Source organism: Anaeromusa acidaminophila DSM 3853, from assembly GCF_000374545.1.
In the GTDB taxonomy this organism is placed as follows: domain Bacteria; phylum Bacillota; class Negativicutes; order Anaeromusales; family Anaeromusaceae; genus Anaeromusa; species Anaeromusa acidaminophila.
This window is the reverse complement of sequence record NZ_KB894586.1, coordinates 37668-51202: the sequence shown is the minus strand read 5'-3', so window position 1 is coordinate 51202 and position 13535 is coordinate 37668. Positions and strand designations below refer to the sequence as shown.

Annotated in this window: 10 protein-coding genes and 1 other annotated feature; of the genes, 3 read left to right on the top strand and 7 right to left on the bottom strand. The window is 47.5% G+C overall.

Annotated features, from left to right (window positions below; genetic code table 11):
• Positions 1-191: 191 nt before the first annotated feature.
• Together leuS and lgt are read right to left on the bottom strand one after the other, a co-directional pair.
• The gene (gene leuS, locus C508_RS0104760) at positions 192-2678 is read right to left on the bottom strand and encodes a leucine--tRNA ligase (protein WP_018702407.1); all 2487 of its coding nucleotides are present in this window, start codon (positions 2676-2678) and stop codon (positions 192-194) included.
• A 50-nt stretch (positions 2679-2728) separates the two neighbouring features.
• Positions 2729-2944: a binding site (T-box leader), on the bottom strand.
• A 49-nt stretch (positions 2945-2993) separates the two neighbouring features.
• Complete coding sequence (gene lgt / locus C508_RS0104750) at positions 2994-3785, bottom strand: prolipoprotein diacylglyceryl transferase (protein ID WP_018702406.1); 792 nt, start codon at positions 3783-3785, stop codon at positions 2994-2996.
• Positions 3786-3986: 201 nt separating this feature from the next.
• Between lgt and C508_RS0104745 the strand changes: the two genes are divergently transcribed.
• From C508_RS0104745 to C508_RS0104735, 3 genes are all read left to right on the top strand, one after another.
• Complete coding sequence (locus tag C508_RS0104745; RefSeq protein ID WP_026319356.1) at positions 3987-4643, top strand: response regulator; 657 nt, start codon at positions 3987-3989, stop codon at positions 4641-4643.
• A gap of 171 nt (positions 4644-4814) precedes the next feature.
• Positions 4815-6194, top strand: a complete 1380-nt coding sequence (locus C508_RS0104740; protein ID WP_018702404.1) for an FAD-binding oxidoreductase — start codon at positions 4815-4817, stop codon at positions 6192-6194.
• Between the two features lie 3 nt (positions 6195-6197).
• Positions 6198-7532, top strand: a complete 1335-nt coding sequence (locus C508_RS0104735) for a (Fe-S)-binding protein (protein WP_018702403.1) — start codon at positions 6198-6200, stop codon at positions 7530-7532.
• A 139-nt stretch (positions 7533-7671) separates the two neighbouring features.
• Here C508_RS0104735 and C508_RS0104730 read toward each other — a convergent pair whose 3' ends face one another.
• The 5 genes from C508_RS0104730 to C508_RS0104710 all read right to left on the bottom strand — a co-directional run bounded on the left by C508_RS0104730 (position 7672) and on the right by C508_RS0104710 (position 13421).
• Positions 7672-8763, bottom strand: coding sequence for a sugar diacid recognition domain-containing protein (locus tag C508_RS0104730; protein WP_018702402.1), 1092 nt, complete (start codon positions 8761-8763; stop codon positions 7672-7674).
• Between the two features lie 86 nt (positions 8764-8849).
• Positions 8850-10256, bottom strand: a complete 1407-nt coding sequence (locus C508_RS0104725; protein ID WP_018702401.1) for an FAD-binding oxidoreductase — start codon at positions 10254-10256, stop codon at positions 8850-8852.
• A gap of 14 nt (positions 10257-10270) precedes the next feature.
• Positions 10271-11314: an electron transfer flavoprotein subunit alpha/FixB family protein gene (locus C508_RS0104720; RefSeq protein ID WP_018702400.1), complete on the bottom strand. Its 1044-nt coding sequence runs from the start codon at positions 11312-11314 to the stop codon at positions 10271-10273.
• Positions 11315-11342: 28 nt separating this feature from the next.
• Positions 11343-12134, bottom strand: coding sequence for an electron transfer flavoprotein subunit beta/FixA family protein (locus C508_RS0104715; RefSeq protein WP_018702399.1), 792 nt, complete (start codon positions 12132-12134; stop codon positions 11343-11345).
• Between the two features lie 375 nt (positions 12135-12509).
• The gene (locus tag C508_RS0104710) at positions 12510-13421 is read right to left on the bottom strand and encodes a chemotaxis protein (protein ID WP_018702398.1); all 912 of its coding nucleotides are present in this window, start codon (positions 13419-13421) and stop codon (positions 12510-12512) included.
• Positions 13422-13535 lie beyond the last annotated feature (114 nt).

Genomic DNA, 13535 nt, shown 5'->3' with positions numbered 1-13535 from the left:
TTTGTCTTCGGGCAGATACAGTTAGTTTCGTTACAGTTTGCCATACTCACAGCTCCTTTTTTTCGAAAAGACACTGTTTCAACCAGCATCTTTTTCCCATCTGTATTTTATTATACTGACTCTTACCACATCTGACCACTGCAAAAAAAGTCCCTTGACGCTCCACGTGGAAGACGCAAGGGACTTTTCTATTATTTTACAACAATATTCACTAATTTTTGCGGTACGCAAATCACTTTTACGACTTTTTTATCACCAATCGCCTGCTGCACCCGTTCTTGGCCCATAGCCAGCGATTCCAACTCCGCAGCATTCAAACCAACAGGAACAACAATCTTATCTCGCACCTTGCCGTTGATCTGCAGAACTAATTCCACTTCCTCTACCTGCAAAGCCGCCTCATCATAAACCGGCCAGCTTTGCTTGTGAACACTGCCATTTCCGCCGGTAAGCTGCCAAAGCTCCTCCGCCATATGCGGAGCGAAGGGGGCGATTAAACGAAGTGAAGACGAAACCAGTTCCTGCGCCAAACCGGGAACCTGGGCTTTGCTTTCCTCTTTCAAAGCATACATGGCATTAACCAATTCCATAATGGAACTGATTGCTGTATTGAAGTTAAAGCGCTGCTCGACGTCCTCTGTCACCTTCTTAATAGTAGCATGAAGCGCCCGACGTAATTCCTTCGCTTCTTTTGCCAGCTGTTCCGGGGCGTACTCGCCGCTTTCCGCCGCAGGCATAAACTGCGCATAATGCAGCATGATTCGCCAGAAGCGTCCCAAGAAACGGAAAGCTCCTTCTACGCCTTGGTCGCTCCACTCCAGATCCCGTTCCGGCGGCGCTGCAAAAAGGATGAATAACCGAGCTGTATCGGCGCCGTACTTTTCAACAATCTCCCCTGGCGCCACAACATTTCCTTTGGATTTCGACATTTTCGAACCGTCTTTAAGCACCATGCCCTGAGTAAGCAGATTCTTAAAAGGCTCATTAGCGTTAATCAAGCCAGCATCTTTCAATACCTTAGTAAAGAAGCGCGAATACAACAAATGTAAAATAGCATGTTCAATACCGCCAATATATTGGTCCACCGGCATCCAGTAATCGCCTTTCCCCATATCGAAAGGCGCCTGGGTATTGCGCGGATCCGTATAGCGCAAATAATACCAAGAAGAGCAAATAAAGGTATCCATTGTATCGGTTTCACGCCGCGCGTCAGCTCCGCACTTCGGACATTTACATTTCACAAACTCTTCCGCATCCGCTAAGGGAGAGACTACGCCAGCATCAAAGCGCACGTTTTCCGGCAGCAAAACAGGCAAATCTTCCTGCGGCACCGGCACAACGCCGCATTCAGGACAGTAAATTACCGGGATGGGTGCGCCCCAGTATCGTTGACGAGATACCAGCCAATCGCGCAAACGATAATTGACCCGCCGTGTTCCTAATCCTTGATCTTCCAACCACGAAGCAATAGCGCTTTTTGCAGCTTCATTGCCCAAACCGCTAAACCGTCCGGAATCAACCAGCACGCCGACTCCGTCATAAGCGCCTTCCATAGCAGCTACATCCAGAATTTGTCCTTCCGGCTGCACAACTACTTTTTTCGGCAAACCGTACTTGCCGGCAAAGACCCAGTCGCGTTCATCATGAGCCGGCACGCCCATGACAGCGCCTGTGCCATACTCGTATAGAACATAGTTAGCTACCCATACGGGAATTGGCTCGCCGGTAAAGGGATGAACCGCATAGACGCCCGTAAAAATGCCTTCTTTTTCTGTTTCCGTAGAAGTACGGCTGATTTCATTCATTGAGCGCACTTTTTCCACAAAAGCGCGTACGGCAGCCTCTTCCGGGCGGCCGGCGATCATTTTTTCCACTAACGGATGCTCCGGCGCCAATACAACATAACTAACGCCAAATACGGTATCCTGCCGCGTGGTATAAACAGGAATTTTCTCGCTTAGTTCCGGTAAATCAAAGGAAAACTCGGCGCCCTCACTGCGGCCAATCCAGTTTTCCTGCATCGTTTTTACCCGTTCCGGCCAGCCTTTTAGTTCGTCCAAATCTTCTAAGAGACGATCCGCATAATCGGTAATCCGGAAGAACCATTGTTCCAGGTCTTTTTTGACAACTGCAGAATCGCAGCGCCAGCAGTGACCGTCAATAACCTGTTCATTCGCCAGTACCGTATTGCATTCGTCGCACCAATTAACGGAAGCCTTCTTTTTATATGCTAAGCCGCGCTCTAAGAAGAGCAAAAACAGCCATTGCGTCCAACGATAGTATTCCGGATGGCAAGTAGCCACCTCGCGGCTCCAATCGTAAGACAAGCCCAGCTCCTGCTGCTGCCGCCGCATGTTGTCAATATTAGACCAAGTCCAATTTGCCGGATGAATACCGTTTTTTATGGCGGCATTTTCCGCAGGCATGCCAAAGGCATCCCATCCCATAGGATGCAGCACATTATAGCCTTGCATCATTTTAAAACGGGCGATAACGTCGCCAATCGAATAATTGCGCACATGCCCCATATGTAGATTTCCGGAAGGATAAGGAAACATCTCCAGAACATAATATTCCGGTTTCTGCCGGTTCAAACTTGTCTGATAAAGACTTTCCTCGTGCCACTTTTCCTGCCATTTCCGTTCAATTTCGAAAGGAACATACTTATTATCAATCATCGTCTTTGCTTCCTTCCTTCTAAAAAAAATAAAACGCCCCTTGGCATTGTGCCAGGGACGAGCGCACCCGCGATACCACCCTGCTTGATGCCTAAACAAACGCAGACATCCTCTCCAACCAATAACGCCGGCGACGCGACAACGCCTACTGTTCCTTCAGCGTCGCTCCTCTGCAAAGAGTTCTGTAAGTCCATGGCATTGGCTCACAGCAACCGCCAACTCTCTGAAGCCCATTCTTACATACTAGCTTGCATCTTTGGATTTTTATATAAGAACCCAATATGAGATATATTATAACTAAATCTACTAATAGAGTCAATTGCCGCTTATATCACGAATGGGTTTTCCAAAGCGTCCCAAAAGGATAAAAACAAGCAGCGCCAGTATGGCCATAGCTCCCCCTGTCAACTGCGCTGATTTAAGTCCCCAAAGCAGCGTCCCGTAATCGCCTCGCAAAAATTCCAGACAAAAACGCGCCGTCGAATACAAAAATACATAGCCTGCAAAGACTTGACCTTTGCGATGATTTGTCGTCCGCAACAACAGCAGTAGTGCGAAAATAACCAGGTCGAGCTGCCCCTCCCAAATCTCCGCTGGCCAGAGAGGCTGCATGCCGTAAGTATGCTGCGCTAAAGACCCAGCGGGATAAATAATGCCAAAAGCTTCACCTGTGGGATGTCCAAAAGCGTCGCCATTAAGCAAGTTAGCAGCCCGCCCCAACGCCTGGCCGAAAATTACAGCAGGCGCGGCTACAATATCCGCAAAAGCCCAAGTATCAATGCCGTGTCGTTTTGTGTACCAATAACCAGCCAAAGCGCCAACTACCACCCCGCCCTGAATGGCCATGCCACCTTGCCAAACAAAAGGAATTTCTAATAGGTGATGCTGGTAATAGCTCCAGTCAAAAAAGAACACATCCCAAAGGCGTGCTCCTATTAACCCGGCAAAGCCGCAGCAAATACCAAAATCAGGCACATGCTGATGCCAGCGACCATCCTGCTTGGCTAAAAAGTAAGCCACCGAAGTTGCCAAAACAATACTCAACATCATCACCATGCCATAGGAACGCACAGGGAAATCACCAATAAAAAAAAGATATGGATGCATATAAAAACTCCTCATCTTATCGATTGCAAAGCAGACATTCCTATCGGCCTCGCCTCAATTGCTTTATATTATAGAAGATTCCCCCCACCCTGACAAGGGAATCGACGCTTTCCCTGCTGCCGCCTCTGTGCTATGCTAAAAGGAAGCATTATGGAACCCTTGCTTAAAGCAGCGGCTCTTTGCGAAAGGAGTTTTACGTCCATGAAAAAAATCAGCATTATCCTGGCAGATGATCACGCCGTATTGCGGTCCGGCCTGAAAGCCTTGCTTCATTGTTCGCCTCAATTTGAAGTTATTGGAGAAGCGGGCGACGGTTTAGAAGCTTTGCATATGGTAGAACATCTTTCGCCGGACGTTCTTATTTTGGATTTGTCCATGCCGGGCATGACCGGCGTCGATGTGCTCAAAGAAATTCGTTCGCGCAACCTCCCCTGCCGCGTACTGGTGCTTACCATGTATGACGATGAGGAATATATTAAGGAAGTTATGCGCGCCGGCGCTGACGGTTATGTCCTGAAAAAATCTGCGGATACGGAATTGATTGAAGGTATTATTAAGATTCACGAAGGAAAAAAACATTTAAATGAAACCATTTCTCAAACTTTGATCGAAAGTCTGCTCCGCACCTCTGTTAATGAGCCGGACAATCAAAATCCTTATGTTTTGCTCAGCGTTCGCGAACGGGAAGTACTCCGTTTTTTAGCCCAAGGTCATACAAACAGCGAAATTGCGGAAATGCTTTCTATCAGCGCTAAAACCGTAGACACCTACCGCTCTCGCATTATGAACAAGCTAAATGTGAGTAAAAAATCAGAACTTGTAAACTATGCCATTCGTTATAAGCTCATCAATACGTAACATTGTAATACTTTACCCCACAGCCGTATAACAGTATATCTTACCAAAGGTTACCTTTTATACCCCCTGTACAAGGGTGAACGTTCGAACTATAATTGTGATAGATTCGATTATTTATATTATTTTATTATTTCTATTGTCAAAATTTATAAGTAGAGGGGTAGAAAAGGTATGCAACAAACCCAAATCCAAGAGCTCAAAAAGATTGTCGGTGCCGACCATGTTCTGACCAGTCCTGAAGATTTGTACACCTATTCTTATGATGCCACACCCGGCCATGCACATATGCCGGACGCTGTTGTCATCCCGGGAAATGCTGAAGAAGTTTCCCAGATCCTCAAGGTAGCCAATGCCAACAAAATCCCGGTTTACACCCGCGGCTCCGGCACCAACCTGAGCGCTGGCACCTGTCCTACCAAAGGCGGCATCGTATTACTGATGACCCGTTTTGACAAAATCATTGAAATTGATTTGGAAAACCTTGTTGCCGTGGCTGAGCCCGGCGTAATCGTTGCCACTTTAAATGCAGAGGTTGCTAAAAGCGGCCTAATTTATCCTCCGGATCCGGGCACAGTTGCTACGGCTACTCTTGGAGGCACCGCTGCTGAAAATGCAGGCGGCCTGCGCGGTTTGAAATACGGCGTATCCAAGCATTATATCATGGGTATGGAAGTAGTTTTGCCCAGCGGCGAAATCATCAATTGCGGCGGTAAAAACGTGAAAGATGTCTCCGGCTATGACCTCACCAAGCTCATGGTTGGTTCCGAAGGCACCCTAGGCGTTATCACCAAGCTGATTTTGAAATTAGTTCCTGCTCCGGAAGCGCAGAAAAGCATGATGGCCATTTTCCATGATTTGGATAAAGCTGGCCAAGCTATTTCCGCCATTGTAGCTGCTAAAATCATTCCTGCTACGCTGGAAATCATGGATAATGCTACGATCCGCACTGTAGAAGACTACGCTAAATGCGGCCTTCCTTTGGATGCCGAAGCCGTTGTTTTGATCGAAGTGGACGGTCTTCCTGAAGTTGTTGAAAAAGAAGCTGCAAAAGTAGTAGAAATCCTCAACAAATATGACGGCCAAGCTCAATTGGCTAAAGACGCTCAAGACCGCGATAATCTCTGGGCTGCTCGTCGTGCCGCCCTGCCGGCGCTGGCTAAACTGCGTCCTACCACATTTGTAGAAGATGCTACAGTTCCCCGTAATCAGGTTGCAGCTATGATTCGCCTTGTTAATGAAGCAGCTGCGAAATACAATGTCACCATCGGCACCTTCGGGCATGCCGGCGACGGAAATATGCACCCCACCATCGTTTGCGACTTGCGTGACGAAGAAGAAATGGGCCGCGTATATAAAGCCATGGATGATATTTTCCTTGGAGCTTTGAAGTTAGGCGGCACTTTGTCCGGCGAACATGGCATCGGTTTGGGCAAACTTCGCTATATGGAAGATCAACATGGTCCTGCCGCCATGAATGCTATGCGTTCCATTAAGCGCGCCCTTGACCCCAATCTGATCCTCAATCCTGGCAAACTAGTAGGAGAGTGTTAAGCCATGAGCAACCAAATCACAGGAGCGGATTTACACGCTCAAGATACATCTCTTTTAAAGGATATTGAAGACGCCCTTTCTAATTGTATGAAATGCGGAAACTGCATGGCAGTTTGCCCTCTTTACAAAGAAATCGGCAAAGAAAGCGCTGTTGCTCGCGGCAAGCTGGCGCTAATGGAAGGGGTTTTAAAAGGCCAGCTTCCGTATAGTGAAGAATTCGAAAAGATCATGCTTACCTGTTTGTCTTGTAAAGCCTGCGCCACCAAGTGCCCTTGCGGCGTTCCTGCGGATGAGCTTATCATTCGCGGACGTCGAGCTGCTGCTAAAGCGCGCGGCTTGAGTCCTATCAAAAAGAATGTCTTTAATTTACTCAAGCATCGTCAGCTTTTTGACTTTGCATTACGCATGGCTGGTCTTTTCGGACCTTTGAGCTTCAAAAAGCTGCCTCGTCCAATGGCTGCTGTCGCCCGCTTCCCCATGCCCGGCATGGATGCACGGCGTATTACGGCGCCCTTTGCTGCAACGCCGTTCCGCAGCCAAGTTCCGGAGCGCATCACTGTAGCTAACCCCAAGAAAAAAGTCGGCTTTTTTACAGGCTGCACCATTAACTATATCTACACAGATATGGGACAATCCGTAGTCAATGTCCTTAAAGCCAACGATGTTGAAATCGTCATTCCTAGTACTCAGCATTGCTGCGGCACGCCAGTCTATGTTTACGGCCAAACTGAGCGGACCCAGGCTTTTGCAAAACACAACATTGAAGTCTTTGAAGACGCTATCAAAAAATATAACTTAGATGCAATTGTTGCTTCTTGCGGTTCTTGCGCTGAGGCCTTGAAAATTGAATATCCCCATATTTTCCATGATGATCCGCAAATGAAAGCTCGCGCGGAAAAGCTGGCGAATATGACCTACGAAATCAGCGAGTTCCTGGTGGATGTTCTGCCCTTCCGCAAGGATACCCTTGGCCCGGTCAACGAAACCATTACGATGCATGATCCTTGCCATATGGCTCGCGGTCTGAAAGTCACTAAACAGCCTCGTGAAATTCTCAAGGCTATTCCTGGCTTGAAGTTCGTCGAAATGAGCGCTCCTGACCGTTGCTGCGGATCAGGCGGCTCCTTCAACTTGGCGCATTATGATCTTGCCCGCCAGGTTAACGACAAAAAGATTGCTGACATTGCCTCCACTAAAGCGGACAATGTTGCAACTAGCTGCCCTAGCTGCCGCATGTTCCTTACAGACGGCTTGGTTCAAAACAATCAGCCGCAAAACTGTTACCATGTGATTCAACTTTTGGATCGCTCGTATCAGGCTGGCGCTAAAAAAGCATAATGTTTCTAAAAAAGGTGAGATTCGCGCTTGCGAATCTCACCTTTTTTTATCTCTATACTACTGAAAATTTTACTCCCCATGCCCTTCTCCTAACGTAGACTGCGCACCGCATCTACTCACCTTTTTTCTTTGCTGCGTTCTATAACTCTTCCGTTTTTTTACGCTTACGCAAAGGAATCTCCACGATCAAGGTCGTGCCGTCTCCGGGAGAAGACTTAATTTCCAGGGTTCCATCCAATAAAGCCGTTCTCTCGCGCATACCGTAAATGCCAAGGGCTGTATATCCCTGATGCCCCTGATAACGCCCTTCGGCAAAGCCAACGCCATTATCGGCCACAACTAAAATGATTTTCCCCCGTTGTTTAGCCAGAGTTACATCAATTTGTTCCGCTTGTGCATGCCGAGCTGCATTGGTCAAAGCCTCCTGTAAGATTCGGTATATAGTTGTTTCCAGTTCACTAGGAAAGCGTTCCCGATGCATATTGCTTACATGCAAGTGTACCAGTATCCCGTATTGCTTCATATACCCTTCGATATATTTTTGCACGGCTGCTAAAAGACCTAAGTCATCCAAGAGGATCGGTCTTAATTCTACCGCAAGATGATGCACCGCTTCCAACGTTTGCACCGCCAAATCACGCATCTGCAGCAAGCTGCTTTCTTCTTCTTGGCCCTTAGCTCCGGCAGCCAAGACACGCAAGCCCACAATAATCGAAGTCAACGCTTGGCTTGTTTCGTCATGAAGCTCCCTTGAAATACGCCTGCGTTCTTCTTCCTGGGCCTGAATGATCCGGTTCATTAGACTGGACTGCAGCTCTTTCTTTTCATTTAGAGCCTGCACCAGCTCTTCTTGACGTGCATTGGCCTGCAAAGCCGCCTCTACAAAACGAGCGGCCAATCTGGCATATGGCGCCGAAGTATCCGGTTCGCCACTAACGCCAATTACACCGACACAATGATTTTCAAAAAGAATAGGTACATTCCAGCCTTTACGCACGCCCTTCCATTGACGCTCATCTTCTTCGCTGACAGCGCATTCCCGAATAACGCCTGTCTGCAGCATATTGGCGGCAATTTCATGAACTTGGGTAATCCGTTCCTTACTAAAGGAAGCAATAATTACACCATGTTCATCAGTAATATTTACATTCTTATTCAATTCAGCGGCTACAATATCTACCAATGTTTGAGCAAATCTCGCATCTAGCTGTCGCTTCAAGCTTTTTGCCATTTCCTGCACCTCATTCAGCGATTCCTATTCTTTCTTATTATAACAAAAAAGAGCTTCCCCTGCGGGGAAGCTCTTTTTTATATCAATTAGATCAGCACTTTACCAGGGTTCATGATGCCATTAGGGTCAAATGCTTTTTTCACCATAGTAAACACCGTTTTCTGTTCCGGTGTCATATGACGATCCATAGCTTCCGCCCGTTTAGCGCCGATACCATGTTCGCCGGACAGGTTACCGCCCAACGAGTAGGTCAGTTCATAAATTTCAGGCAAAACTGCATCTTTCAGTTCATGCCAGGTATGCTCGTCCCGATCTTCACGCAGGATCGTGCAGTGGATGTTGCCGTCGCCGGCATGACCAGCGGACGGGATACGGCAGCTATGCTTAGCAGCAATTTTAGCAATGCCTTCCAACGCTTTCGGAATTTCCGAAACCGGCACAACAATGTCTTCCATGCAATACACAGGGCTCAGCATACGCAGAGCTTCTGCATAGCACTTACGAGCTTTCCAGATACGCTCATGGCTGGAAAGGTTGTCGGAAACAAACACTTCCAATGCGCCATTTTCCATGCACATTTTGCCTGCAGCTTCATAGTCAGCCTGTACTTGCTCTTCCGTAGAACCGTCAACTTCAATGATAACATAAGCGCCAGCATCGCTATGAGGCAATTTCTTGTTAAGATACATTTCTGCAGCTTTGATGGAGTCGCTATCCATGAACTCCAAGCAAGTCGGCACTACGCCAGCAGTCATGATTTTAGGCACCACATTGATAGCGTCCTGCATTTTTTCAAAAGGAACCAGCAAGTCAGCTACGTATTTCGGCAACGGAATGAGCTTCAGCCAAATTTTGGTCACAATGCCCAATGTGCCTTCGGAACCGACCATGAGATGTACTACGTCATAGCCAGTTACGTCTTTTACGTTTTTGCCGCCCAAGGTAACAATGTCGCCGGCAGGAGTTACGACTTCCAGACCGTATACGTGACGGCTGGTAGTACCATATTTTACAGCGCGGTTGCCGCCAGCATTAGTAGCAATGTTGCCGCCAATGAAAGAGGAGTCAGCCGAGCAAGGATCGCCAGCGTACAGTAAGCCTTGTTCTTTAGCTAATGCCTGTACTTCGCCGGTGGTTACGCCGGGTTCAAGAACCATGAACAGGTTCTGCGTATCAATTTCGTGAACTTTATTCATGCGCTCCGTAGAAAGAACTACGCCGCCGAAGAAAGGTACCGCGCCTGCAGCCAGACCGGAACCGCCGCCACGGGGAGTGATAGGAATCATGTTGACGTTAGCCCATTTACACAATTCCGAGATTTCTTGAGCGGAACCCGCTTTAACTACTACTTCCGGCATATGCTCCCACTGCTTGTCGGACACTTCGTCGCGGGAGTACATATCCATCTTCTCTTCGTCGAACAATACGTTGGCGTCGCCGAAGATGGCCTTCAATTCATCGATATGTTTCTGGGTTACTTTGTTGAATTGCATCGCCTGGATCCTCCTTACGCTTTTGCCTTGAGTTGTTTCACCGCTTCAATGAGCATAGGACCGACTTCAAGTACATCGCCAACAATACCGAAGTCGGCGACCTTGAAGATCTGCGCTTCGGGATCCTTGTTGATAGCCACAATCACGTCGGCAGTTTGCATACCAGCCAAATGGGCGATTTTACCGGAAATACCCATAGCGATATACAGAACCGGCGCAACCGTTTTGCCGGACAAGCCAATCTGGTGAGAATAGGTAGTCCAGCCCAGCTCTACCGCATCGCGGGTAGCGCCTACGCCGGCATTCAGAAGTTCCGCCAGCGTTTCAATGATTTTCCAACCCTCGAGGTTCTTCATGCCTTTACCGCCAGCGATGACGATTTCAGCATCTTCCACGCCTACAGCCTGGGTTGTATCGGTAATGAATTCAAGGAATTTTTCAGGTGTTACAAAGGTAGCGCCTTCAAATTTCTTTTCAATCACTTCGCCTTTGCGGGAAGCATCAGCAGCTAACGGCTTGCAGGAACGCGGACGAACCGTAGCCATTTGCGGACGATGATCCGGAGTCTTGATGGTAGCCATGATATTGCCGCCGATAGCCGGACGAGTTTGCAGCAGCAATTTGGTATCATGATCGATGGTCAAGGATGTGCAGTCTGCAGTCAGACCGGTATGCAGTTTAGCAGCAACCAACGGCATTACGGTACGGCCCGTAGTAGTAGCAGCAGCAATGATGATCTCCGGACGCTCTTCTTCAACCAATTTGCAAATAGCGTTCGTATAAGGGCGCGGCAAGAAATGCGCCAAAGAAGCATCTTTGATGAAAACGACACGGTCAGCCCCTTGCGTAATGGCTTGTTCCGGGTTTTCAACAGTTTCTCCCAACAATACACAAGTCAACTTGGCATTTAGATCATCAGCCAAGCTGCGGCCGCGAGCAATCAACTCATACGTTACAGGCAAAATCTGGCCGTTACGTTGCTCGCCCAGAATATAAACACCCTTAAAGGATGCCATGAAATTTTCGCGATCTACACCAGCGTTCAGATAAGTAGACACGTCACGTTACCCCCTATTTCATTCCAAATTAACCCAGTACTTCTTTTTTGACCAGGAATTCGACAAGCTCTTCCACGGGTTTGGTCGTGCCATCGGCTTTACGCATAATGGTATCACGCGCCAATTTCGGACTAAATACTTTCACAACACGAGTCGGAGAACCACCTAAACCGACTTCGCATTTTTCAATGCCTAGACCAGCGGCGTCGTAAGCATCAACGGCTACGGTTTTCGCGTGCAATTTGCCGCTCAACGTAGGCATGCCTACTTCATTAATATCTTTGTTAACGCTGATCAACACCGGAGTGGGAACTTCCACCCGTTCGAAGCCACGTTCAACAGTACGTTTTACAATGACTTTGTCATCAAAAACATCAACGGCGGACACGTAGGTCTGCACAGGCATGTCAAGATACAGAGCAACCATAGCGGCAGTCTGGCCAGTTTCACCATCGGTAGCGCGCTCGCCGCAAATAACGATGTCAACTTCTCCAGCTTTGCGAACCGCTGCGGCCAAAGCTTTTGCCGTAGCAATCGTATCCGAACCGGCAAATTCGCGTCCGGACACCAAAATACCAGCATCAGCCCCTAAGGCAATAGCTTCTTTCAGAGCTTTTTCCGCAGTAGGCGGTCCCATGCTGACGGCGGTTACCCGAACATCATCACGAGAATTTTTGATCTTGATGGCCTCTGTCAACGCGTTTTCATCCAAAGGATTGATTACGACGTCTTTGCCACTGCGAATCATGACTCCCGTTTCAGGATCCATCTTGACATTTTCTGTCCCCGGCACTTGCTTCACAAACACAACAATATGCACAACGTGTACCTCCCAATCTTTTTTTCAAATGGGCCTTGCCGCCGGCACCGCTCACACAGTTCTGACGGACTTTTTCGACGCACTGCCTGAAAGTATGTTACAACTAGCACATTCCAAAAAAGAAAGGCTTTGCGGGTTCATCCGCAAAGCCTTGTTTGTAATGCAAAAGAAACAAAATCTCGCCGGCATCTGCTTGCAAACTGCCGTACTATATTTCTTAAGCCAAGCCAGTCTTCACTTTGTAACCCGTCGCGCTGTATACCATCATAACTTTTAAGCAGTGTTCCAGTCGATGGGTTTATTATAACTTATATTTTTTTTACATGTCAATAACATAAGGGCACCTTATAAAAGTTAATTCCGTAACTTATTTAATTACAGAATCTTCTTGTCAATAAGATCGATCAATTGCACAATTTCCGGCTTGGAAATTTGCCCGTCCGCGCCCAAGTTTTCGCCTTTGCGGCGCATTTCTTCATTAATTAAGGAAGAGAAGATGAATACAGGCAATCCTGCCAAACGGCTTTCCTCGCGAATGCGTTTCAGCAGATGATGCCCGTCCATTTTCGGCATTTCAATATCGGTGATTACAATATTTACGTAATTGTTCATATCTTCGCCAGATTTAGCAATAGCCTCCAAGCGTTCCCAAGCCTGCTGACCATTGTGGCAGACAATAACTTCTTCATAGCCAGCTTCATGAAGCGTACCTACTAGTAAGTCACGTAGCAAAGGAGAATCCTCAGCCACCAAAACGCGCTTGGTTTTGCGCAAAGCCGTCAACCGCTCGTTGGCCGTAGGAATGCTGGTCAATTTTTGATTGATTTCCGGATTAATTTCCGAAACGATTTTTTCAAAGTCCAGAAGCAGTACCATTTTTTCTGCCATCTTCACAATACCGACTACCATTTCCGAACTGCTGATAGCTGGCGGCTCTTCCATCGCGCTCCAAGAAATCCGATGAATTCGTGACACGCCATGAACCAAAAAGCCAACATAAAATTCGTTGAGTTCGCTAACAATAATATTAGTCGGTTCTTTATCGGTTCCCTGCCCTAGGCAGCGAGGAAGGTTAACCAAGGGCATTACTCTACCGCGCAAGGTAAACACGCCGTCCACATAGGGATGCACATTAGGCATTTTAGTGACAGGTACCAAATTGATAACTTCACGAACCTTCGCTACGTTAATGCCATAGGTTACTTCACCAACAACAAATTCTACAATTTCAAATTCATTCGTTCCCGACTCCAGGAGAATGCCTTTTTTATCAGTGCCTTGTTCCATTACGCACTACCTCCTACATGCTACTTTTATGTTTTTAACGTACGCCTTGCATACTAATCTTACTATTGTCCATTTCGCCTAAAAAAAAACAATTCCTGCCCCAAAGCAGTGAAT

Coding starts and splice junctions, on each gene's coding strand:
- leuS (WP_018702407.1), bottom strand. CDS start 2,678: ATGATTGATAATAAGTATGTTCCTTTCGAAATTGAACGGAAATGGCAG.
- lgt (WP_018702406.1), bottom strand. CDS start 3,785: ATGCATCCATATCTTTTTTTTATTGGTGATTTCCCTGTGCGTTCCTAT.
- C508_RS0104745 (WP_026319356.1), top strand. CDS start 3,987: ATGAAAAAAATCAGCATTATCCTGGCAGATGATCACGCCGTATTGCGG.
- C508_RS0104740 (WP_018702404.1), top strand. CDS start 4,815: ATGCAACAAACCCAAATCCAAGAGCTCAAAAAGATTGTCGGTGCCGAC.
- C508_RS0104735 (WP_018702403.1), top strand. CDS start 6,198: ATGAGCAACCAAATCACAGGAGCGGATTTACACGCTCAAGATACATCT.
- C508_RS0104730 (WP_018702402.1), bottom strand. CDS start 8,763: ATGGCAAAAAGCTTGAAGCGACAGCTAGATGCGAGATTTGCTCAAACA.
- C508_RS0104725 (WP_018702401.1), bottom strand. CDS start 10,256: ATGCAATTCAACAAAGTAACCCAGAAACATATCGATGAATTGAAGGCC.
- C508_RS0104710 (WP_018702398.1), bottom strand. CDS start 13,421: ATGGAACAAGGCACTGATAAAAAAGGCATTCTCCTGGAGTCGGGAACG.